Here is a 20,873-nt window from a genome sequence, read left to right as displayed (position 1 = left end):
CTGCGCGCGCGTATTGCTTGCCGCACGGCTGCCGGCCGCGGGCTGAGCGCCTTCATCGCAGTGTGGCCGCTTGGTGCGTGTGGTATCTCCCTCTGCCGCAAGGCAGGGGCCCGCCACCGGCCGCGCGAACGAGGGGAGGGACGCATCGCAACGGATCGCAAGCGCCTCTCCGCTTTCCTGTCGGGCTTTCGTGGCACGGCGCGGGCGGACCTCGGCCGATCCCTCGCGGCATCGGCGGTGACCGGCCTCCTCATTATCGCGCAGGCCTACCTCGTCGCTCGCATCATCGATGCGGTGTTGTTCCGCCACGAGGCACTCTCGTCTCACGCGCTTGATCTCGCCCTCCTCGTCGGTGCCATCCTGATGCGCTTCGGCGCGGTGTGGGCGAGCGAGCATTTCGGCTTCGCCGCTGCCGCGAAGGTGATGCGCGCCTTGCGCGCCCGGCTCCTCGACCGGGTGGAGGCCATCGGCCCGGTGGGCCTCGCCGAGGCCCGCACCGGCGAAGTGGTGGCGGCGCTGGCGGAGGGCGTGCGGGCTGTCGAGCCCTATTATTCGCGCTACATCCCGGCCTCGGTGCTGGCAGTCATGCTGCCTGTCGCGGTACTGGTGGCGGTATTCCCGTTCGATTGGGTTTCCGGGCTCATCCTGCTCGCGACGGCGCCGTTCATCCCCGTCTTCATGATCCTCATCGGCAAGGGCACGGAGGCGCTGAACCAGAAGCAGTGGCGCCGGCTTGCCCGCATGTCCGGGCACCTGCTCGATGCGGTGCAGGGGCTTGCCACGCTGAAGGCGTTCAACGCTGCCGGCCGCATGGTGGAGGAGGTGGCCGCCGTCGCCGACGACTACCGGCGCGACACCATGGCGGTGCTGCGCGTCGCCTTCCTGTCCTCTGCGGTGCTGGAATTCTTCGCCACCGTGTCCATCGCCCTCATCGCCATCTTCATCGGCTTCCGGCTGCTGTGGGGCGAGATGGCGTTCTTTCCCGGCCTGTTCGTGCTGCTGCTGGCGCCGGAATTCTATGCGCCGCTGCGCGCCATGGGCACCGCCTATCACGCCCGCATGGAGGCCATCGGCGCTGCCGAGCGCCTCGTGGCGCTGGAGGAGATGCCGGCCCTGGCCGAAGGCGGCGGCTCGGTGCCGCTGCCGACCCCCGAGGCCATCTCCATCCGCTTCGAGAATGTATCCCTCGCCTTCCCGGATGGGCGCGTCGCCCTCGATGAGGTGAGCTTCGAGGTCCGCGCCGGGGAGACGGTGGCGCTGGTTGGGCCTTCGGGGGCCGGCAAGTCCTCCATCCTCAATCTCGTGCTCGGCTTCGTGCGCCCCACCGCCGGCCGGGTGCTGGTGAACGGTGTGCCGCTGGCGGAGCTGGACCTTGCCGATGTGCGGCGCCGCATCGCCTACGTGCCCCAGCGCCCGCGCCTGTTCGCCGGCACGCTCGCCGCCAACATCGCCCCTGGCGATGTGACGCCGGTGCCCGCCCGGCTGGCCCGCGCAGTGGCCGACGCCGGCCTTGCCGATGTGGTGGCGGGCCTGCCCGATGGTCTCGCGGCCCAGGTGGGCGAGGGGGGCGCCGGCCTTTCGGGTGGACAGGCGCACCGCCTCGCGGTCGCCCGCGCCTTCTACCGCGCCGCCCCGCTGGTCGTCCTGGACGAGCCCACGGCCCATCTCGACCGGGAGAGCGAAGCCGGCGTGCAGGCCGCCCTGTCCCGTCTTCTTGCCGGGCGTACCGGCCTCGTGGCCGCCCACCGCATGGCGAGCGTCGCCGATGCGGACCGCCTGATCGTTCTCGCGCGTGGACGGATCGTCGCCGAGGGCACGCCCGAGCAACTGCTGCGCGCTGGCGGGCGCGCTGGCGACCTCGTTCCCAATCTGGCGCCCGGTGACGCTGAGGCGGCGCGATGAAGGACGCGATGCGCCTCCTGCGCCTGATGGCGCCCCATGCCGGCTGGATGGGGTTGGCCGTGCTGATCTCGGCACTGGCGACCCTCGCCCATATCGCTTTAATGGCCACCTCCGGCTGGTTCATCGCTGCCATGGCGCTGGCCGGCGCGGCGGGAGCGAGCGTGAACTATTTCACGCCCTCCGCCATGATCCGGGCCTATGCGGTCGTGCGCACCGTTGGGCGCTATGGCGAGCGGATCGTCGGCCACGAGGCGACGCTGAAGTTCGTCGCGGCGCTGCGGCCGTGGTTCTTCGCGCGCCTCATTCCGCTCGCCCCGGCTGCTCTGGAGGACCAGCGCTCGGGCGACCTCCTCGCCCGGCTGAAGGGCGATATCGACCGGCTGGAATTCGCCTTCCTGCGCATCCTTTCGCCGGTGATCGCCGGCGTGCTGGTGCTGGCGGGGGGGCTCGCCTTCCTCGCGCTCCATGACGCGCGGATGGCGGCGGGGATCGGCCTTGCCGCCCTCCTTGCCGGGCTCGCCCTGCCGCTTCTCGTTCATCGGCTCGGGGCGAAGGCGGCGCGGGAGGTGACGGCCGGCACGGCGCAGCTCAACGCGCTGCTGGTGGACCATCTGGAAGGGCGGGCGGAACTCGACATCTACGATCCGGATCGCCGCCATCGCGCCGCGCTGGATGAGACCAGCGACACCCTCATTGCCAGGGAACACCGGCTCGCCGGCATCCTCGGCTTTGCAGGCGCGGGCGTCGGGCTGTTCGCGCAGCTGTCTCTCGTGCTGGTGCTGCTCATCGGCGCACCACGCGTGCTGGCGGGCACGCTGCCGGGGGCCGACCTGCCCATGCTGGCGCTGCTCGCCCTCTCCCTGTTCGAGGCGGTGGCGCCGCTGCCGCTCGCCTTCCAGACCCTGCCGGCGACGCTCGCATCGGCCCGCCGCATCTTCGACCTCATCGACCGCGCGCCGCCGGTGGAGGAGCCGCCCGCGCCGAAGCCGGTGCCGGAGGCCGGCACGCTGGCGTTCGCCCATGCGGGGCTGACCTATCCCGGCGCGTCCGGTCCCGCCCTCGCCGACATCGATCTTTCGCTCGCGTCCGGTCGGCGGATCGGCGTCGTGGGGTCCAGCGGCTCTGGCAAGTCGAGCCTCGTCGCGCTGGCGCTCCGGTTCCGCGCGCCCGCGCTGGGGGGGGTGACGCTCGCCGGATCGAGCCTCGCCGCATTCAACTCCGACGAACTGAGGCGCCGCATGGCCGTGCTGGCGCAGCACGATCACCTGTTCACGGCAACCATCCGGGAGAACCTGCTCATCGCCGACCCCGGCGCGCCGCAGGAGAAGCTGGAAGCGGCGCTGGCGCGGGCCGGCGTCCTGGCTTTCGTTGCGGCGCAGCCGGACGGGCTGGACACATTCCTTGGCGCCAACGGCGCGAAGGTCTCCGGTGGCGAGGCCCGTCGCCTCGGGCTGGCGCGCGCCTTGCTCAAGGACGCGCCCATTCTGATCCTCGACGAGCCGACCGAAGGGCTAGACGGCGAGACCGAGCGCCGCGTGCTGGACGGACTTCTCGGCGCCCCGCGCGATCAGGCGCTCCTGTTCATCACCCACCGGCGCGCGGGGCTGGAGGCGATGGACGAGATCATCGTGATGGATGGTGGCCGCATCGTCGCGCACGGAACGCCGGACGAGATGCTGGCCATCATCGGTCCCGGAACGATTTCGGGCGGCGTCCCGGAGGACACCGCCCGATCAGCTGGCTCCGGTCAGGGCTTGGAGCAAGCACAACTATGATCATCTTGAGTTGCACAACCGCATAGAGCCAGTTCGTTTCGGCTCCTTCGATCCAGCGGCGTTACGCGCATACCGGGCCTAGAGGCCCAGATAGGCAGCCCGCACCTTCGGGTCATCGAGCAAAGCGGCGCCGGTGCCTTCCATGGCGATATGGCCGGTCTCCAGAACATAGCCGCGGTCGGCGATGGCGAGGGCCGCCGAGGCGTTCTGCTCCACCAGCAGGGTGGTGATGCCCTCGGCGCGCAATGACGTGACCGCGGCGAGGATCTGGTCCACCAGCAAAGGCGCGAGGCCCAGGGATGGCTCGTCCAGCAAGAGCAGCTTTGGCCCCGCCATGAGCGCGCGGCCGATGGCGAGCATCTGCTGCTGGCCGCCGGACAGGCTCATGGCCGGCGTCCGGCGCCGCTCGGCTAGCACAGGGAACAGGCCGTAGACGTGATCGAGCCGTGCCTGTCGCTTCGCATCCTGCCGGCGGTAGGCGCCGAGCTTCAGATTGTCCTCGATGCTCAGGGGGCCGAAGACCTGCCGCCCCTCCGGCGATTGCGAGATGCCGCGCACCACCCGCAGGTGCGGCTCCATGCGCTCGATGGCCTCGCCCTCGAAGACGATGCGCCCGCCGCGCACCGGCTGCACGCCCGAGATGGCGCGCAGGAGCGTGGTCTTGCCGGCGCCGTTGGAGCCGACGAGGGCGACGATCTCGCCGGCCTTCACCTCCAGCGACACCTCGCGCAGGGCCATGATGCGGCCGTAGGAGGAGGAGAGCGCTTCAACCGTGAGCACGATCCGCCTCCCGCGATCCGATATCCCCAAGGTAAGCGGCGATGACCTCCGGGTTCTCGCGCACGGCGCGCGGCGGCCCCTCCGCCAGCGGGCGACCCTGGGCGAGCACCAGCACGCGATCGGAAATCTTCATCACCAGCTTCATGTCGTGCTCGATCAGCACCACCGCGACGCCGCTTTTCGCGATCTCGGCGATGAGGTGGTCGATGGCTTCCGTCTCCACCGCGTTGCAGCCGGCGGCCGGCTCGTCCAGCAGCAGGATCTTCGGATCGGCGGCAAGGGCGCGGGCGATCTCCAGGCGCTTCAATGCACCGTAGGGGAGGGCGCCGGCGGGTGCGTCGGCGAGGTCAGCGAGGCCTACCCGATCGAGCAGCGCCAGCGCCTTTTCGCGGGTGACGCGATTCTGCCGGAAGACGGAGGGCAGGCCCAGCATGTCGGCGAGGAAGGAGGTGCGCTCGGAGAGGGCGCAGCCCACCATCACGTTCTCCACCGCCGTCATGCGGAAGAAGATCTGCAGGTTCTGGAAGGTCCGCGCCATGCCGCGGCTGACGCGCCGGTGGGGCGGGACGGCGGTGATGTCCGCGCCATCGAGCCGCACGCTGCCGCGCGACGGGCGGTAGATGCCGGTGACGAGGTTGAACAGGGTGGTCTTGCCCGCCCCGTTTGGCCCGATGATGGAGAAGACCTCGCCGGCGCCGACCTTGAAGCTCACTTCGTCCACGGCCCTGAGGCCGCCGAAGGAGATGCCGATGCCGCTGACGTCGAGAAGGGGCGTCTTGCTGGTCACGGCAGGCGCTCCTCGATCAGCGCGCGCAGCGAGGGCACGATGCCCTGGGGCAGGAAGATCATGAACACCATGATGAGCAGGCCCAGCACCGCCTGCTCGTATTCCTGGAAGGCGGTGAGGGTCTGCGGCAGCACCACCAGGAAGGCGGCGCCGAGCACGGTGCCGAACACCGAGCCGAGCCCGCCGATGATGACCATGGCCACCAGCTCCACCGAGTGGGAGAAGCTCGCGGCCTCCGGCGTGATGAGGCCGTTCATGGCCGCCAGCAGCCCGCCCGCCACCGCCGCGTAGACCGCGGCCACCACGAAGGCGGCGAGCTTCTTGGCGGAAACGTCGATGCCCGCGCCAGCCGCCGCCACCTCGCTGTCGTGCAGCGCGCGCAGCGCCCGGCCGGTGGGGCTTGCGGCGATGTTGAGGGCGATGAGCGCGCCGATGAGAAGGGCACCGGCCGAGACCCAGTACCAGTTCAGAGCGCCCGTCACCCGCCAGCCGAACAAGGTGATGCGTGCCACGGACATGCCGTCCGGCCCGCCGGTCAGTTCGGTCTCGCTGTGGAGGATGAGGGCGATGATGACGCCGAAGCCGAGCGTCGCGATGGCGAGGTAGTAGCCCTTCAGCTTCAGGATCGGCCGGCCCACCAGCCAGGCGGTGAGGCCGGAGAGCGCCGCCCCGAGCAGCAGGCACAGCAGAGGATCGAGCCCAAGCCGTGCCGGCCCGATGGCCACCGCATAGGCGCCGATGCCGAGGAAGCCGGCGTGGCCGAGGCTCACCTGTCCCGCATAGCCCATGAGGATGGTCAGACCGAGGGCGGCGAGGGAGAAGATCCACACCAGTGCGGCGACGCGCAGGTGGAAGGAGGTTGGGGCGATCATCGGCACCACCGCCATGATGAGCGCGAGGGCGATGAGCGGGGTGAGGCGCGAGCGCAGGATGGCCTTCATCACACGCGCTCCACGGTGCGGCTGCCGAACAGGCCGCGCGGCATGAACAGGAGCACGATCAGGATCATCAGGAACGCCACCGCGTCCTTGTAGGTGGAGGAGAGGTAGCCGGCCGCGAAGGTCTCGATGAGGCCGATGAGGAGGCCGCCGACCACCGCGCCCACCGGATTGCCCATGCCGCCCAGCATCGCCGCCGCGAAGCCCTTGAGAGTGAAGAGGGTGCCGATGTCGTAGCGGGTGAGCGTGATGGGCGTCGCCACCACGCCGGCGAGCGCGCCCATGGCCGCCGAGAGCCCGAAGGCGAGGGCGAGCACGAGGGCGACGTTGATGCCCACCAGCTTCGCCGCCAGCCGGTTGGCGGCGGTGGCAAGCACCGCCTTGCCCACCAAAGTGTGCTCCAGGAACAGATAGAGCGCGACCACGAGGGCGAGCGCGGTGCCCATCACCCACAGGCTCTGAGGCAGGATGGTCGCGCCGGCCACCGGGATGGGCGTGTCGCCCGAGAAGGCGGGCAGCGAGTGGAACTGCTTGTCGAAGATGATCTGCGACACGCCCTTGATGAAGATGGACGCGCCGATGGTGATCATGATGAGCGTCACCGGCGAGGCGCCGCGGGCGGGCTCGATGGCCAGCCGGTGCAGCAGCAGGCCGACCAGCACGGCCGCGACCACCGCGATCAGCGCCGCGACAGGCAGCGCGAGGCCCGCCGCCATGAGGAAGACGGTGCCCATACCGCCGATCATGACGAAATCGCCCTGGGCGAAGTTGATCACGTCGGAGGCGTTGTAGATCAGCGTGAAGCCGAGGGCGATGAGCGCGTAGATGGCGCCCACCGTCAGCCCCGAAAAGGCGAGCTGGAGAAATTCGGACATGTCCTCACGCCGTCTGTGTGGCGGCGCCGCAGGGGCGCCGCCGCGGTGGAGATCGGGTGTGCGAAGCGATCAGCGGGCGGGGGCTTCGATCGCCCAGTCGCCGTTGCGGATCACCAGCATGCGGAACGAGTCCGTGCCGAGGCCGAGATGGTCGGCGGGGGCGAAGGTGTAGATGCCGGTGACGCCCACATAGCCCTTGGTGGCTTCCAGCGCGTCGCGGATCTTCTTCGGATCCGCGGACTTGGCGCTCGCGATGGCCCGGGCGACGAGCTGGATGCCGTCGTAGCCGTAGCCGCCGAAGGTGGACACGGGCTGACCGGTGGCCTTCTCGTAGGAGGTCTTGTACTCCGCCACCACCGGCTTCTGCGGGTCGTTGTCGGCCAGCTTGTCGCCGATCAGGATGGCCGGCGCGGGCAGGCGCACGCCCTCGGCGGCGGGGCCGGCCAGCTCGATGAAGCTCTTAGAGGCGACGCCGTGGCTCTGGTAGAGCGGCAGCTTGATGCCGAGCTGGGCGTAGTTGCGCGTCACGATGGCCGGGCCCTGGCCGAAGCCGGGGTTGAGCACGGCGTCGACGCCGGCCGTGTTCTTGATCTTGTTGAGCTGGGGCGTCATGTCGGAATCGGTGGCGCCGTAGCTCTCATCGGCGACGATGGTGATGCCGTAATGGCCGATCACCTTGAGGCACTGGTTGCGCATGGACTTGCCGAAGCCGTCCGTGCCAGAGATCATGCCGATCTTGGTGATGCCGCGCGCCTTCATGTCCTCGAAGATCTTCTGGCAGGCGGTCTTGTCGGTGTGCGGCGTCTTGAAGACGAAGGGGCGCACCGGCTCGATGATCTCGATGCCGCCGGCGAGCGAGACGAATGGGATGCCGGCTTCCTCGAACACCGGGATCATGGCCATGGTGGCGCCGGTGGAGGTGCCGCCGACCATGGCGACCACCTTGTCGTCTTCCACGAGGCGGGTGGCGAAGGTGCGCGCCTTGTTGGCGTCGCCGCCGTCGTCATAGAGCACCAGCTCGACGGGCCGGCCGAGGAGGCCGCCCTTCTTGTTCAGCTCGTCCACATAGAGCTTGAGTGTCTTGGCTTCGGGATCGCCGAGGAAGGCGGCCGGGCCGGTGGCGGAAACCACGGAGCCGATCTTGATGGGATCGGCGGCAAAGGCAGGGCTGGTGAGCGCCGGGCCGGCGACCGCGGTCGCGAACATGATGGCAGCCGCGCGCAGCATCGGCCGCAGGCGTGCGGGCGTATCCATGAAGCGTTCCTCCTAAAGGTCCATTTCGGGCCGAGGAGCGGGTTGTCCCGCCTCCATTCGCCGGCCATTCAACCGGCGAGATCCGAACCATATAATTAACCGGCCGGATGGTCAATTGATCGCGTGCGGCTTCGTTGCACCCTTGCCGTGGGCGCTCTCGCGCGGGATGATTGATCGACCGGGCGGACAATATTTGGTATCTGAACCCCATTCCCAGTGATGGTGGACGATTGCAGCAGGCCCTGTCGGGCGGCGATCGAGATGGACAGGCAAGATGGCTCGCACGCGTGCTCAGGATTACGAGGCCAAACGGGAGGCCATCCTCCACAAGTCGGCGGAGCTGTTTGCGCAATTCGGCTATTCCGGCACCTCGATCACCATGATCGCCGACGCGTGCGGGGCCTCGAAGGCGCTGCTCTACCATTACTATCCGGACAAGGAGGCGGTGCTCTTCGACATCCTGTCGACGCATCTGGAGCAGCTCATCGCGGGCGCCGAGAAGGCGATCGCCGAAGCGCCGGAGGGCGGCCGCATCTACGCCATGTCCGCCTCGCTGCTCGATGCCTACAAGGATGCCGACGCCGAGCATCAGGTGCAGATCGCGAACCTGAAGCTGCTCAACAGCGACCGCCAGGACGCGTTGCGCGCGCTGGAGCGCAAGCTTGTGACGCTGCTCGCCGATGCCATCGCGGAGGAGGTGCCGTCCGTCGGGCGCGGGCCGATGTTGAAGCCAGTCACCATGTCGGCCTTCGGCATGCTCAACTGGCAGTACCTCTGGTTTCGCGACGGCCGGGGGTTGACGCGGGCCGACTATGCGCGCCTCGTCACCGGCCTCATCAAGGCAGGAGCGGAGGAGGCGCTGCGCGGCATGGCCGCGCCCGAGGTCAAGACCGCCGATGCCCGGCCGCCCGAAGGCAAGCCCGCGCAGCTCCGTTCGGCCCGGCGCCGCCGCACGGCGCCCGCCGCCGCCGAGGCGCCGCGCGCGGCCAAGGCGCGGCGACCGGCGGAATAGGATCGCGGCCGAAAACCCTTTAAGGAACGGCCATGTCGCGCCGCGCCCTCGACCTCATCCTCGATCATGTCCGTGCCGAACCCTCGCGCACCTGGTCCATCATCGTCACCATCTATGGCGATGCCATCGTGCCGCGCGGCGGCTCGGTGTGGCTCGGCACGCTGCTCGCCTTCTTTCGCGGGCTGGACGTGGCGGACGGGGTGGTGCGCACGGCCATGTCGCGTCTTGCGGCAGATGGCTGGCTGACGCGGACGCGGGTGGGCCGCAACAGCTTCTATCGCCTCGCCGACAAGGGCCGGGAGACATTCGCCCGCGCCACCGAGCACATCTACCGCCATCGACCGCCCGCGTGGCACGGCCACTTCGACATGTTGCTCATCGAGACCGGCGCCCGCGAAGGGGCGCGGGCGGCGCTGGAGGCGGCGGGATTCGGCATGCCGCTGCCCGGCGTGTTCGTGGCCCCCGCGGGCACAGGCGTGCCGGAGGAGGCGGCCTCCGCACTCCGGCTCGATGTCTCCGGCAGCGCGGAGGAGCAGAGGGCGCTGGCCGCCCGCGCGTGGCCGCTGGAGCAGACAGCGGAGGCCTATCGGCGGTTCATCGCCACCTTCGAGCCGCTGGCGGCGGAACTTCAGGCCGGCGCCGCGCTGACCGACCTCGAAGCGATGGTCGCGCGCGTGCTCCTCATCCACGATTACCGCCGGATCGTGCTGCGCGACCCCATCCTGCCCTCCGCCATTCTGCCGGAGGACTGGCCCGGCCTTGCCGCCCGTGCCGTGTGCGCCGACATCTATGGCCGGCTGGTGGATGCCTCCGAGCGCTGGCTCGACGAGAACGCCGTGGGCGAGGACGGGTCGCCGCTGCCGGCGGATCCAAAAATCGCCAATCGGTTCAAGGTGTAAGCCGATGATCGCGGGCACAGCGGTTTCGCCCGCCTGGATATGTTACGAAAATAACTTGAAATACGATTTTTTGTAATATATAAAGGTTCTCAAGATGCCGGACTGTGGGCAGCACCCTGCCACAGAGAGCCGGTGGCAGCGGCCGGAACGCCCTTTTGTCCGCCGCGAAGCCGCATGAGACGGCCGATCAAACAGGTCTTACGGGGAGGACACAGCATGTACGCACAGCTCGTGAAGTCCGAGGGCATGAAGTCCGCCGCCGAGCTTTCGCCGGAGGAGCGCGCCTTCCAGGAGCGCATCGACCGCGGAGAGAAGATCGAGCCGAAGGAGTGGATGCCCGAGGGCTATCGCAAGACGCTGATCCGTCAGGTCGGCCAGCACGCCCATTCCGAGATCGTCGGCCAGCTGCCCGAGGGCAACTGGATCACCCGCGCCCCCACGCTGGAGCGCAAGGCAATCCTGCTCGCCAAAGTGCAGGATGAGGCTGGCCATGGCCTCTACCTCTATTGCGCCGCCGAGACTTTGGGCGTCAGCCGCGACCAGTTGCTGGCCAAGCTGCACGACGGCAGCATGAAGTATTCGTCCATCTTCAACTATCCCACCCTCAACTGGGCCGACATCGGCGCAGTGGGCTGGCTGGTGGATGGCGCCGCCATCATGAACCAGGTTCAGCTGCAGAAGACCTCCTACGGCCCCTACAGCCGCGCGATGATCCGCATCTGCAAGGAGGAGAGCTTCCACCAGCGCCAGGGCTACGACATCATGATGAAGATGGCGCAGGGCACGGCCGAGCAGAAGGCCATGGCGCAGGATGCCCTCGACCGCTTCTGGTATCCCGCTCTCATGATGTTCGGTCCCTCCGACAAGGATTCGGTGCATTCCGCCCAGTCCATGGCGTGGAAGATCAAGATCAACACCAATGACGAGCTTCGCCAGAAGTTCGTCGATCAGACGGTGCCGCAGGCGGAATATCTCGGCCTCAAGATCCCCGATCCGAACCTGAAGTGGAACGAGGAGAAGAAGGGCTACGACTTCTCCGAACCGGACTGGTCGGAATTCTTCGAGGTGATCGCCGGCAACGGCCCCTGCAACAAGGAACGGCTCGGCGCCCGCGTGAAGGCCTGGGAAGACGGCGCATGGTTCCGCGACGGCCTCCTCGCCCATGCCGAGAAGGCCGAGGCGCGCCGCGCCGCCGCCCGCGTCGCCGCGGAATAGCCGCGGCCAAGACAGCCGCTCCTAAGTCATCGCCGGTCAGGGCGAACCATAACAACAGCACATCGTCCGGACGGCAGTGCCGTCCGGCCCGGAACGGGAGGAACAACCATGTCCAGCGAATGGCCCTTGTGGGAAGTCTTCATCCGCGGCCAGCACGGCCTCAACCATCGCCATGTGGGCAGCCTGCACGCGCCTGACGCCGAGCTTGCCATCAAGAATGCGCGCGACGTCTATACCCGCCGCAATGAGGGCGTCTCCATCTGGGTGGTGAAGTCGGTGGACATCACCGCCTCCAGCCCCTCGGACAAGGGACCGCTGTTCGAGCCGTCCAACTCCAAGGTCTACCGTCACCCGACCTTCTTCCAGATTCCCGAAGAAGTGGGGCACATGTGATGGCCAGCGCCGAGATCGCGGTCGATCGCGCCGCTCTGTTCGAATTCCTCACCCGGATGGGGGACAACACCCTCATCCTCGGCCATCGCGTGTCCGAGTGGTGCGGCCACGCCCCGGTGCTGGAAGAGGACATCGCCCTCGCCAACACCGCGCTGGACCTCATCGGCCAGACCCAGCTCTGGCTCGGCCTCGCCGGCGAGGTGGAAGGCAAGGGTCGCAATGCGGACGCGCTTGCCTTCCTGCGCGACGCGGCTGCCTTCCGCAATTGCCTGCTGGTGGAGCGCCCCAACGGCGACTTCGGCCAGACGCTGATGCGGCAATTCCTGTTCGATGCGTGGCACCACGTGATGCTGACGGCGCTGACCAAATCCGCCGATCCGCGCGTCGCCGAGATCGCCGCCAAGGCGGTGAAGGAGGCGGCCTATCACCTGGAGCGCTCTAGCGACCTCGTGATCCGCCTCGGCGACGGAGCGGACGAGAGCCACAAGCGCATGCAGCGCGCCCTCGATGACCTGTGGTCCTATGTGGGCGAACTCTTCATTGCCGACGATGCGGATCGCGCCGTGGCGGAGGCGGGCATTGCACCCGATCCGGCGAGCCTCAAGCCGGAGTGGGAGGCCATCGTCTCCGAGGTGCTCCGTGAGGCAACTTTGAAGGCGCCCACCTCGGCCTATGTCCACAAGGGCGGCCGGCGCGGGGTCCACACCGAGCATCTCGGCTATATCCTCGCCGACATGCAGTTCCTGCAGCGTGCCTATCCCGGCGCGACCTGGTAGGGGGCGAAAATGGCGACCGCCACCCTGCCGTCCCTTGACGAGGTCTGGCACTGGCTGTCGCAGGTGCCGGACCCGGAAATCCCGGTGCTCTCGCTGATCGATCTCGGCATCGTCCGCGACGTGACGTGGGACGATGACACCCTGGTTGTCACCGTCACGCCCACCTATTCCGGCTGCCCGGCGACGGGCATCATCAATCTCGACATCGAGCGCGAACTGAACGCGCGCGGGGTCGCCAAGGTGCGGCTGGAGCGCCGGCTGTCGCCGCCCTGGACCACCGACTGGATGAGTGCCGAGGGCCGCGAGAAGCTGCGGGCCTACGGCATCGCGCCGCCGGTGGATGACACCGCCGCCGACGGCCGCTCGCTCGCGCTCGCGCGCCGGCTCGCCTCCGGCTCCAACCTCACGGTCGCATGCCCGCGCTGCGGCTCGGCGCAGACGGAGAAGGTGAGCCAGTTCGGCTCCACCGCCTGCAAAGCCAGCTATCGCTGCCGCGCGTGCCTGGAGCCGTTCGACTACTTCAAGTGCATCTGAGAATTAAGAAATCCCGAGGAGCGCCGCATGGCACGGTTTCATTCCCTGGAGGTCGTCGACGTGCGGCGCGAGACGCGCGATGCCGTCGTCGTCACCCTCAAGCCCCGCCCCGAGGACGCCGAGGCGTTCGACTTCACGCAGGGCCAGTACCTTACCTTCCGCCGCGACTTTGACGGCGAGGAGCTGCGCCGCAGCTATTCCATCTGCGCCGGCAAGGATGAGGGCTGCCTGAAGGTGGGCATCAAGAAGGTGGAGGGCGGCGCCTTCTCCACCTGGGCCAACGAGAACCTGTCCCCCGGCGACACGCTCGAAGCCATGCCGCCCATGGGCAAGTTCTTCGTGCCGCTGGCCCCGGAGCTGGACCGCCATTATCTCGGCTTCGCCGGGGGCTCGGGCATCACGCCGCTGCTCTCCATCATCAAGACGGTGCTGGCGCGCGAGCCGAAGTCCCGCTTCACCCTCGTCTATGCCAACCGGCAGATCAGCTCAATCATGTTCCGCGAGGAGCTGGGGGACCTGAAGAACCTCTATCTCGGCCGCCTCTCGGTGCTGCATGTGCTGGAGAGCGAGGCGCAGGAGATCGACCTGTTCACCGGCCGCGTCGACGCCGAGAAGATGGAAGGTCTCTTCAAGCACTGGATCGACGCGAAGTCGGTGGATACCGCTTTCATCTGCGGTCCCGAGCCCATGATGCTGGCGATTGCCGCCGCGCTGCGCGAGCACGGGCTCTCCGACGCGCAGATCAAGTTCGAGCTGTTCGCCTCCGGCCAGCCCGGCCGGGCGAAGGCCAAGGCGGTGTCGGCCAATGTCGCCGCTAATGGTGCGGGTACGACGGCCACAGTGACGCTGGATGGCGCCACCCGCACCTTCCACATGCCGCGCGAGGGCCAGAGCCTGCTCGACGCGGCGCTCGCCGCCAATCTCGATGCGCCCTACGCCTGCAAGGCCGGCGTGTGCTCCACCTGCCGCGCCAAGGTGGTGGAAGGCGAGGTGGAAATGGCGGTCAACCATGCGCTGGAGGATTACGAGGTGCGCGCCGGCTACGTGCTCACCTGCCAGTGCTTCCCGCTCACCGAAAAACTCGTCGTCACCTACGACGAGTGAGGGGAAACCATGTCCGACGTGATCGCCATCGACGATTATCTGGCCCAGGGCGGGGTGCTCTCCTCGCCCGACAACGTACCGCCGCGCTATCGCGGCGAGCTGTTGCGGCTGATGTCCTCCTTCGTGGACAGCCAGCTCGCGGGCTCGGCGGGCTTCGCCGCCTCCATCAATTTCGCGCCAGGCATCAAGGCGCGGATCGCGGCGAGCCGCATCACGCTGGAGAAGGCGGATCATGCTGAGCGCGTGCTCGGCCTGATGGGCGCCTTCGGCACTGACACCGATCGCTACGAGGCGCAACACGACTGGGCGGCGCGGATCGATCGCGAGGCCGACCTCGGCACCGCGCGGCACGGCGCCGACATGCGCCTCTCCGTCTTTCACTATCCCATCACGGGATGGACCGACGCGGTGGCGATGAACGTGCTCATGGGCCTCGCCACCGGCGTGCAGCTCGCCGAGCTGTCCCGGGTGTCCTACGCGCCGCTCGCCGAAGTGTTCCGCGAGATCGCCCCGCGCGAGGCGCGCCATGCCGAGCTGGGGCTTGAAGGGCTGGAGCGCATCGCCGCGACCGAGGTCGGGCGGATTGGGGCGCGGGCGAGCCTTGCCTACTGGCGTCCCCGCGTCACCGCCACGTTCGGCGTCGCCGGCTCCGCCCGCTACGACACGCTGCGCCGCCTCGGCCTGCGCCACACGCCCAACGAGGTGTTGCTTGCGCAATGGGAGCGGATCGCCGCCGACCGCCTCGCGCCCCTCGGCCTCGACTGAGATCGACAGCAGACAAGAAAAAGGCCCGGCATCGCGCCGGGCCTTTTTTGTTGGGCAGGGGAGGGCGGTTCGCCCTCCGCGTCACTCCTTGGGCCGGCGGTCCACGATGCGCTTGGCCTTGCCGGTGGCGGTGCGCTCGATGCCGCCCGGCTCGTGCAGGGAGATGCGCGTGGTGATGCCGATGGTGTCCTTGATGCGCTTGAGGATGCGCTTGCCGGTGGCGTCCACGTCCACCTCGCCATAGACCTCCTCGCGAATCTCGGCATGCACGGTCATCTCGTCCATGCGCCCATCGCGGGTCAGCTCGATCTGGTAGTGGCCGGAGCAGGCCTCCACCGCCAGCAGGATCTCCTCGATCTGCGTCGGGAAGACGTTGACGCCCCGCAGGATGATCATGTCGTCCGAGCGGCCCGTCACCTTCTCCATGCGCCGCATGCCCGGCCGCGCCGTGCCCGGCAGCAGGCGGGTTAGGTCGCGGGTGCGGTAGCGGATGATGGGAAAGGCTTCCTTGGTCAGCGAGGTGAACACCAGTTCGCCCTTCGAACCATCGGGCAGCACCTCGCCGGTGAGCGGGTCGATCACCTCCGGATAGAAATGATCCTCCCAGATGTGCAGCCCGTCCTTGGTCTCCACGCATTCCTGCGCCACGCCGGGGCCGATGACCTCGGAGAGGCCGTAGATGTCGGTGGCGTCGAGGTTGAAGTCGCGCTCGATCTCCTGGCGCATGGCGTTGGTCCACGGCTCGGCGCCGAAGATGCCGTACTTGAGCGAGGTCTCGCGCGGATCAAGCCCGGCCTTGGCGAAGCCGTCCATGAGGGCGAGCATGTAGCTCGGCGTCACCATGATGGCGTCGGGCTTGAAATCGTGGATGAGCTGGACCTGCCGCTCGGTCATGCCGCCGGACATGGGCACCACGGTGCAGCCCAGCCGCTCGACGCCGTAATGGGCACCGAGGCCGCCGGTGAACAGGCCGTAGCCGTAGGCCACATGCACCATCATGCCCGGTCGCACGCCGGCGGCGCGGATGGAGCGGGCCATCACGTCGGCCCACATGTCGATGTCGGCCTTGGTGTAGCCCACCACGATGGGCTTGCCGGTGGTGCCGGAAGAACCGTGGACGCGCACCAGCTTCTCCTTCGGCACCGCGAACAGGCCGAAGGGGTAGTGGTCGCGCAGGTCCGTCTTCACCGTGAAGGGGAATTTGGCGAGGTCCGAGAGGTCGCGCAGGTCGGAGGGATGCACGCCCGCCTTGTCGAACGCCTGACGGTAGAACGGCACGTTCTCGTAGGCGTGGCGCAGCGACCAGGCGAGGCGCTCGCGCTGCAGGGACATGATCTCGTCGCGCGAGGCGCGCTCGGCGGCATCGAGGCCACCTTCGATGGAACGGCCCGGGGACAGTGCCGGCAGAGCCATGGTGGTCGTCTCCTCCAGATGGATCTTCTGCGAGATCAGGATTTCTTGCTTGCGGGAGCGTCCGTGCTCCCGGCGTCCGTCTGCGTGATGCGCCCGCCGATGGTGCGGGAGTGGCCGCGGAACTGGGCGATCACCACATCGTCCTGCGAAACCTCGACATCGTAAATGCCCGAGCGCCCGCTGCGGCTCACCTCGCGTGCCCGCGCCAAGAGCCGCTTGCCCCGCGTCCCGGGGCGCAGATAGGTCACCGAGCAATGCTGGGCGACTGTGCGCTCGTCATAGGTGTTGCAGGCGAAAGCGAAGGCGCTGTCGGCCAAGGCGAAGATGAAGCCGCCATGACCCATGCCGAAGCCATTGCACATGCGCTCGGTGAGCGTCATGGCGAGGGTGGCGGTGCCCGGGCCCACGCTGACGATCTCCATGCCGAGCCCCTGGCTCGCATTGTCGGTCGCCCACATGGCGTCGGCAGAGCGGCGGGCGATCTCCTCCGGAGAGAGCGGCGCCACGGTCTCGGCGGCGGTCACGAGCGGCGCCCCGTGAAGTTCGGGGTGCGCTTCTCCATGAAGGCCTTCACGCCCTCGCGATAGTCCGGCGTGCGGCCGGCCTCGCGCTGCAGGTCACGCTCGAGATCGAGCTGGTCGTTGAGGCTGTTGCCGCCGGAGGCGTTGAGCGCCGCCTTGGTGAGGGCGAGGCCCTGCGTCGGCTGGGTGGCGAGGCGGGCGGTGAGCGCGCGGGCCTCGTCCATGAGCGCCGCGTCGTCGATCACCTTCCAGATGAGGCCCCAGTCGGCCGCGGTCTCTGCGGCGAGTGGCTCGGCCAGCAGCATCAGCGCCCGGGCCCGCGCGTCGCCGATGAGGCGCGGCAGGAAATAGGTGCCGCCCGAATCTGGCACGAGGCCGATCTTCGAGAACGCCTGGATGAACTTGGCGGAGCGCGCCGCCAGAACGATATCGCAGGCGAAGGCGATGTTGGCCCCGGCCCCGGCGGCCACGCCATTCACCGCGCACACCACCGGCTTGCGCAGCCCGCGGATGCGGCGGATGAGCGGATTGTAGAAGGCCTCGATGGTGGCGCCGAGGTCCAGCGGGCCTTCCGCGTTGGCGCGGTCGGAGAGATCCTGCCCGGCGCAGAAGCCACGGCCGGCGCCGGTGAGCAGCACCGCGCGGCAATCGTCCTCGGCGGCGGCATCGAGCGCTTCCGCGAGCGCGCCATGCAGCGCTTCGTTGAAGGAATTGAGGCGGTCGGGTCGGTTGAGCGTCAGCTCCGTCCAGCCGCCATGGTCCGTGACGGTGAGCACGGCTTCATTCACATGCGCCTCCACTTGGTCCTCCCACTTCGGGCTCTTGCGGAGCCTCTTGAATTAACCGGACGATCGGTTAATCATTAGCGCAAGGGATGGGCTTGTCAACATCATCGCATAGCGTCCCGGCATAGGGAGAGGACCATGGCTGACCTGTTCGCGGCCCACGCCGCGCTGCTCGAATCCGCCGTTGCCGCAGCGCGCGGGCGGGGCTTCTGGGCAGCCTTCCCGGAAAATCCCAAGGCCTATCCCGAAGGCGGTGCGGCCGAGGCCAAGGCGGCGTTCGCGGCCCTGGAGAACCAGCCGTTCGAGCTTGCCGCGGGCGACGACGCGCCCCTGATCGGCGCTGAGGTCTCGCCCTTCGGTCCCGCTCTAGGCATCACCTATCGCGCCCGCGCCGTGGACGACTTGATCGCCCGCGCGGAGAAGGCCGGCGCCACTTGGGTCGCCGCTTCCGTTGCCCAGCGCACGGGCATCGCGTTGGAAATTCTCGTGCGCCTGAACAAGGCCAGCTTCCTCATCGCGGAAACCGTGGAGCACACCACCGGGCAGGCCGGCTCCATGGCCTTCCAGGCCGGTGGCCCGCACGCGCAGGATCGCGGGCTGGAGGCGGTTGCCTACGCCTATGAGGAGATGTCCCGCGTCCCCGGCGCGGTGCTGTGGGAGAAGCCCATGGGCCGCTCCGCCATCCGCCTCGACAAGGATTTCCACGTGGTGCCCCGCGGCATCGGCCTCGTCATCGGCTGCGCCACCTTCCCCACCTGGAACAGCTATCCGGCGCTGTTCGCCGATCTCGTCACCGGCAATGCGGTGATCGTGAAGCCGCACCCCGCCGCCATCTTGCCGCTGGCCCTCACGGTGCGCATCGCCCGCGAGGTGCTCAGCGAAGAAGGCTTCGATCCGGACGTGATCCAGCTCGCTCCCGACACGGCAGAGGCGCCTATCGCCAAGGAACTGGCGACCCATCCTGCCGTGGGCATCGTGGACTTCACCGGCTCCTCCCAGTTCGGCGGCTGGCTGCGGGAGAACGTGAAGGACAAGCTGGTGTTCACCGAGGAGGCGGGCGTGAACACCATCGTCGTCGCGTCCACTTCCGCGTTCGGCCCCATGTGCCAGAACATCGCCTTCTCCCTTTCGCTCTACAGCGGCCAGATGTGCACCGCGCCGCAGGTCATCTTCGTGCCGGCCAGCGGCATCGAGACGGAGGCGGGGCACAAGAGCTTCGATGAGGTGGCCGTCGGCATCGCCTCCGCCATCGACGCGCTTCTGTCCGAGCCCGTCCGCGCCGCTGCGGTTCTGGGCGCCATCCAGAATCCGGCGACGCTCGCCCGCATCGCGGAGGCGCGCGCCCTCGGCCGCATCGTGCGTGACAGCGCGGCGCTGCAGGTGGAAGGCGCGCGGACTGCGACGCCGCTGCTGCTGGCGGTGGATGCCGCCGATGAGGCGGCCTATCTCCAAGAGCGGTTCGGCCCCATCGCCTTTGTCGTCGCTGTGGCCGATGCGGCCGATGGGGTGGCCCGCGCCGCACGTGCGGCGCGCGAAAAGGGCGCCATCACCGCCGCCCTCTATTCCACCGATGAGGCCGAGATCGCCCGCGCCGTGCCGGCCTATGCCCGCGCCGGCGTGCCGCTCTCGGTGAATCTCACGGGCGGCATCTATGTGAACCAGAGCGCAGCCTTCAGCGACTACCACGTCTCCGGCGCCAACCCCGCCGGCAATGCCTGCCTCACCGATGCGGCCTTCGTGGCCGGGCGCTTCCGCGTCGTGTGCGTGCGCCGTCCGGCCGCCGCCTGAGCCCCTTTTCTTCGGAGATCATCATGGCTGACGCCTTCATCTGCGATTTCGCGCGCACCCCCATCGGCCGCTATGCCGGCGCCCTCAAGGACGTACGGGCGGACGACCTCGCCGCCCATCCCATCCGCGTACTGAAGGAGCGCAATCCCGGCGTGGACTGGGAGGCGGTGGACGATGTGATCCTCGGCTGTGCCAACCAGGCCGGCGAGGACAATCGCGACGTGGCCCGCATGGCCGCGCTGCTTGCCGGCCTGCCGGTGAGCGCGCCGGGCACCACCGTGAACCGCCTGTGCGGCTCAGGCCTCGATGCGGTGGGCATCGGCGCCCGTGCCATCATGACCGGGGATGCGGACCTCATCATCGCCGGTGGCGTGGAGAGCATGACCCGCGCCCCCTTCGTGCAGGGCAAGGCCACGGAAGCCTTCTCGCGGCAGGCGGAAATCTACGACACCACCATCGGCTGGCGCTTCATCAACCCGCTGATGAAGGCCCAGTACGGCGTCGATTCCATGCCGGAGACCGGCGAGAACGTCGCTGCCGACTTCGGCATCTCGCGGGCCGATCAGGATCTGTTCGCGTACCGCTCCCAGCAGCGGGCGAAGGCGGCGCAGGAGGCGGGCTTCTTCGCCCGTGAGATCGCGCCCATCGAGGTGAAGGGCAAGAAGACCTCGGTGCTGGTGGATCGTGACGAGCACCCGCGCAGCGACACCACGCTGGAGCAGCTGGCGGCGTTGAAGACGCCCTTCCGCAAGGATGGCGGCTCGGTGACGGCGGGCAATGCCTCGGGCGTCAATGACGGCGCCGGTGCCCTCATCCTCGCCTCGGAAGCAGCTGCGAAAAAGTATGGCCTCACGCCCCGCGCCCGGGTGGTCTCCGTCGTGCAGGCGGGCGTGCCGCCGCGCATCATGGGCATCGGGCCGGCGCCGGCGACGCAGAAGCTGCTGGCGAAGAATGGGCTTTCGCTCTCCGACATCGACCTGATCGAACTCAATGAAGCCTTCGCCTCGCAGGCGCTGGCAGTGCTGCGCCAGCTCGGCTTGCCGGATGACGCGGAGCATGTGAACCCGCACGGCGGCGCTATCGCATTGGGCCACCCGCTCGGCATGTCCGGCGCGCGCCTCGCTATGACGGCGGTGAGCGCGCTGGAGCTGCGCGGCGGCAGGCGCGCGGTCGCCACCATGTGCATCGGCGTCGGCCAGGGCATCGCCGCCCTCATCGAGCGGGTCTGATCGGTGGGTGCGATGGCTTCTCCCGTGACGATCACCCGCCACGGTGCGGTCGCGGTGGTTCACATCGACCACGCGCCGGTGAATGCGCTGTCTCGTGGCGTGCGGCAGGGGCTGCTGGATGCGGTGCG

The 20,873-nt window shown here is 68.6% G+C and carries 20 protein-coding genes and 1 pseudogene; 12 read left to right on the top strand and 9 right to left on the bottom strand.

Annotation, left to right across the window (positions count from 1 at the left end):
- Positions 1–144 precede the first annotated feature (144 nt).
- Together cydD and cydC are read left to right on the top strand one after the other, a co-directional pair.
- Positions 145–1,902 carry a thiol reductant ABC exporter subunit CydD gene (cydD, locus tag ACT535_RS15650; protein ID WP_476365444.1) on the top strand — a complete coding sequence of 586 codons (1,758 nt, stop codon included), beginning with the start codon at positions 145–147 and terminating at the stop codon, positions 1,900–1,902.
- Complete coding sequence (gene cydC, locus ACT535_RS15645; RefSeq protein ID WP_476365120.1) at positions 1,899–3,677, top strand: thiol reductant ABC exporter subunit CydC; 1,779 nt, start codon at positions 1,899–1,901, stop codon at positions 3,675–3,677. Before cydD ends, cydC begins: the two co-directional genes overlap by 4 nt.
- A gap of 78 nt (positions 3,678–3,755) precedes the next feature.
- Here cydC and ACT535_RS15640 read toward each other — a convergent pair whose 3' ends face one another.
- The 6 genes and pseudogenes from ACT535_RS15640 to ACT535_RS15615 form a co-directional block, all read right to left on the bottom strand.
- The gene (locus ACT535_RS15640; protein ID WP_476365119.1) at positions 3,756–4,457 is read right to left on the bottom strand and encodes an ABC transporter ATP-binding protein; all 702 of its coding nucleotides are present in this window, start codon (positions 4,455–4,457) and stop codon (positions 3,756–3,758) included.
- Positions 4,444–4,521, bottom strand: coding sequence for a hypothetical protein (locus ACT535_RS15635; protein WP_476365443.1), 78 nt, complete (start codon positions 4,519–4,521; stop codon positions 4,444–4,446). Before ACT535_RS15635 ends, ACT535_RS15640 begins: the two co-directional genes overlap by 14 nt.
- Positions 4,522–4,707: 186 nt before the next feature.
- Positions 4,708–5,169 (bottom strand): annotated as a pseudogene (locus ACT535_RS15630) (ABC transporter ATP-binding protein); the annotation flags it as partial.
- A gap of 71 nt (positions 5,170–5,240) precedes the next feature.
- Positions 5,241–6,185: a branched-chain amino acid ABC transporter permease gene (locus ACT535_RS15625; RefSeq protein WP_476365118.1), complete on the bottom strand. Its 945-nt coding sequence runs from the start codon at positions 6,183–6,185 to the stop codon at positions 5,241–5,243.
- Positions 6,185–7,057 carry a branched-chain amino acid ABC transporter permease gene (locus ACT535_RS15620; RefSeq protein ID WP_476365117.1) on the bottom strand — a complete coding sequence of 291 codons (873 nt, stop codon included), beginning with the start codon at positions 7,055–7,057 and terminating at the stop codon, positions 6,185–6,187. The genes ACT535_RS15625 and ACT535_RS15620 overlap by 1 nt, the downstream gene beginning before the upstream one ends.
- Before the next feature lie 69 nt (positions 7,058–7,126).
- The gene (locus tag ACT535_RS15615) at positions 7,127–8,311 is read right to left on the bottom strand and encodes an ABC transporter substrate-binding protein (protein ID WP_476365116.1); all 1,185 of its coding nucleotides are present in this window, start codon (positions 8,309–8,311) and stop codon (positions 7,127–7,129) included.
- Positions 8,312–8,585: 274 nt separating this feature from the next.
- On the opposite strand from ACT535_RS15615, the gene ACT535_RS15610 reads away from it, so the two are divergent.
- The 8 genes from ACT535_RS15610 (at position 8,586) to ACT535_RS15575 (ending at position 15,009) form a co-directional block, all read left to right on the top strand.
- Positions 8,586–9,323: a TetR/AcrR family transcriptional regulator gene (locus tag ACT535_RS15610; protein ID WP_476365115.1), complete on the top strand. Its 738-nt coding sequence runs from the start codon at positions 8,586–8,588 to the stop codon at positions 9,321–9,323.
- A 32-nt stretch (positions 9,324–9,355) separates the two neighbouring features.
- On the top strand, positions 9,356–10,222 hold the full coding sequence (gene paaX / locus ACT535_RS15605) for a phenylacetic acid degradation operon negative regulatory protein PaaX (protein WP_476365114.1): 867 nt from the start codon (positions 9,356–9,358) through the stop codon (positions 10,220–10,222).
- 216 nt (positions 10,223–10,438) lie between these two features.
- Entirely contained in the window at positions 10,439–11,437 is a 999-nt protein-coding gene (gene paaA, locus ACT535_RS15600) for a 1,2-phenylacetyl-CoA epoxidase subunit PaaA (protein ID WP_024280577.1), read from the top strand.
- Positions 11,438–11,545: 108 nt separating this feature from the next.
- Complete coding sequence (gene paaB / locus ACT535_RS15595) at positions 11,546–11,830, top strand: 1,2-phenylacetyl-CoA epoxidase subunit PaaB (protein ID WP_024280576.1); 285 nt, start codon at positions 11,546–11,548, stop codon at positions 11,828–11,830.
- Positions 11,830–12,606: a 1,2-phenylacetyl-CoA epoxidase subunit PaaC gene (paaC, locus tag ACT535_RS15590; protein WP_476365113.1), complete on the top strand. Its 777-nt coding sequence runs from the start codon at positions 11,830–11,832 to the stop codon at positions 12,604–12,606. The genes paaB and paaC overlap by 1 nt, the downstream gene beginning before the upstream one ends.
- Before the next feature lie 9 nt (positions 12,607–12,615).
- Positions 12,616–13,140, top strand: coding sequence for a 1,2-phenylacetyl-CoA epoxidase subunit PaaD (gene paaD, locus ACT535_RS15585; protein WP_476365112.1), 525 nt, complete (start codon positions 12,616–12,618; stop codon positions 13,138–13,140).
- Positions 13,141–13,167: 27 nt separating this feature from the next.
- Positions 13,168–14,244 (top strand): 1,2-phenylacetyl-CoA epoxidase subunit PaaE, encoded by a 1,077-nt coding sequence (paaE, locus tag ACT535_RS15580; RefSeq protein WP_476365111.1) that lies wholly within the window; start codon positions 13,168–13,170, stop codon positions 14,242–14,244.
- Between the two features lie 9 nt (positions 14,245–14,253).
- Entirely contained in the window at positions 14,254–15,009 is a 756-nt protein-coding gene (locus tag ACT535_RS15575; RefSeq protein ID WP_476365110.1) for a Phenylacetic acid catabolic protein, read from the top strand.
- 81 nt (positions 15,010–15,090) lie between these two features.
- Here ACT535_RS15575 and paaK read toward each other — a convergent pair whose 3' ends face one another.
- From paaK to paaG, 3 genes are read right to left on the bottom strand one after another with little or no spacing between them, the layout of a single operon-like run.
- Positions 15,091–16,422 (bottom strand): phenylacetate--CoA ligase PaaK, encoded by a 1,332-nt coding sequence (gene paaK, locus ACT535_RS15570; RefSeq protein WP_168459635.1) that lies wholly within the window; start codon positions 16,420–16,422, stop codon positions 15,091–15,093.
- A 35-nt stretch (positions 16,423–16,457) separates the two neighbouring features.
- On the bottom strand, positions 16,458–16,946 hold the full coding sequence (gene paaI / locus ACT535_RS15565) for a hydroxyphenylacetyl-CoA thioesterase PaaI (protein ID WP_476365109.1): 489 nt from the start codon (positions 16,944–16,946) through the stop codon (positions 16,458–16,460).
- Positions 16,943–17,731, bottom strand: coding sequence for a 2-(1,2-epoxy-1,2-dihydrophenyl)acetyl-CoA isomerase PaaG (paaG, locus tag ACT535_RS15560; protein WP_476365108.1), 789 nt, complete (start codon positions 17,729–17,731; stop codon positions 16,943–16,945). Before paaG ends, paaI begins: the two co-directional genes overlap by 4 nt.
- 135 nt (positions 17,732–17,866) lie before the next feature.
- Here paaG and paaN point away from each other — a divergent pair, with 135 nt between their 5' ends.
- Together paaN and pcaF are read left to right on the top strand one after the other, a co-directional pair.
- On the top strand, positions 17,867–19,516 hold the full coding sequence (gene paaN, locus ACT535_RS15555) for a phenylacetic acid degradation protein PaaN (protein ID WP_476365107.1): 1,650 nt from the start codon (positions 17,867–17,869) through the stop codon (positions 19,514–19,516).
- A gap of 23 nt (positions 19,517–19,539) precedes the next feature.
- Positions 19,540–20,745 carry a 3-oxoadipyl-CoA thiolase gene (gene pcaF, locus ACT535_RS15550; protein WP_476365106.1) on the top strand — a complete coding sequence of 402 codons (1,206 nt, stop codon included), beginning with the start codon at positions 19,540–19,542 and terminating at the stop codon, positions 20,743–20,745.
- Positions 20,746–20,873: the final 128 nt, after the last annotated feature.

This window comes from Xanthobacter sp. DMC12 (assembly GCF_056314105.1).
The sequence above is the reverse complement of the archived record's forward strand: the minus strand, read 5'-3'. Positions and strand labels throughout refer to the sequence as shown.

Coding starts and splice junctions, on each gene's coding strand:
- paaA (WP_024280577.1), top strand. CDS start 10,439: ATGTACGCACAGCTCGTGAAGTCCGAGGGCATGAAGTCCGCCGCCGAG.
- ACT535_RS15620 (WP_476365117.1), bottom strand. CDS start 7,057: ATGTCCGAATTTCTCCAGCTCGCCTTTTCGGGGCTGACGGTGGGCGCC.
- paaE (WP_476365111.1), top strand. CDS start 13,168: ATGGCACGGTTTCATTCCCTGGAGGTCGTCGACGTGCGGCGCGAGACG.
- paaK (WP_168459635.1), bottom strand. CDS start 16,422: ATGGCTCTGCCGGCACTGTCCCCGGGCCGTTCCATCGAAGGTGGCCTC.
- cydC (WP_476365120.1), top strand. CDS start 1,899: ATGAAGGACGCGATGCGCCTCCTGCGCCTGATGGCGCCCCATGCCGGC.
- ACT535_RS15615 (WP_476365116.1), bottom strand. CDS start 8,311: ATGGATACGCCCGCACGCCTGCGGCCGATGCTGCGCGCGGCTGCCATC.
- paaD (WP_476365112.1), top strand. CDS start 12,616: ATGGCGACCGCCACCCTGCCGTCCCTTGACGAGGTCTGGCACTGGCTG.
- ACT535_RS15625 (WP_476365118.1), bottom strand. CDS start 6,185: ATGAAGGCCATCCTGCGCTCGCGCCTCACCCCGCTCATCGCCCTCGCG.
- ACT535_RS15610 (WP_476365115.1), top strand. CDS start 8,586: ATGGCTCGCACGCGTGCTCAGGATTACGAGGCCAAACGGGAGGCCATC.
- pcaF (WP_476365106.1), top strand. CDS start 19,540: ATGGCTGACGCCTTCATCTGCGATTTCGCGCGCACCCCCATCGGCCGC.
- paaN (WP_476365107.1), top strand. CDS start 17,867: ATGGCTGACCTGTTCGCGGCCCACGCCGCGCTGCTCGAATCCGCCGTT.
- ACT535_RS15575 (WP_476365110.1), top strand. CDS start 14,254: ATGTCCGACGTGATCGCCATCGACGATTATCTGGCCCAGGGCGGGGTG.
- paaC (WP_476365113.1), top strand. CDS start 11,830: ATGGCCAGCGCCGAGATCGCGGTCGATCGCGCCGCTCTGTTCGAATTC.
- paaX (WP_476365114.1), top strand. CDS start 9,356: ATGTCGCGCCGCGCCCTCGACCTCATCCTCGATCATGTCCGTGCCGAA.
- paaB (WP_024280576.1), top strand. CDS start 11,546: ATGTCCAGCGAATGGCCCTTGTGGGAAGTCTTCATCCGCGGCCAGCAC.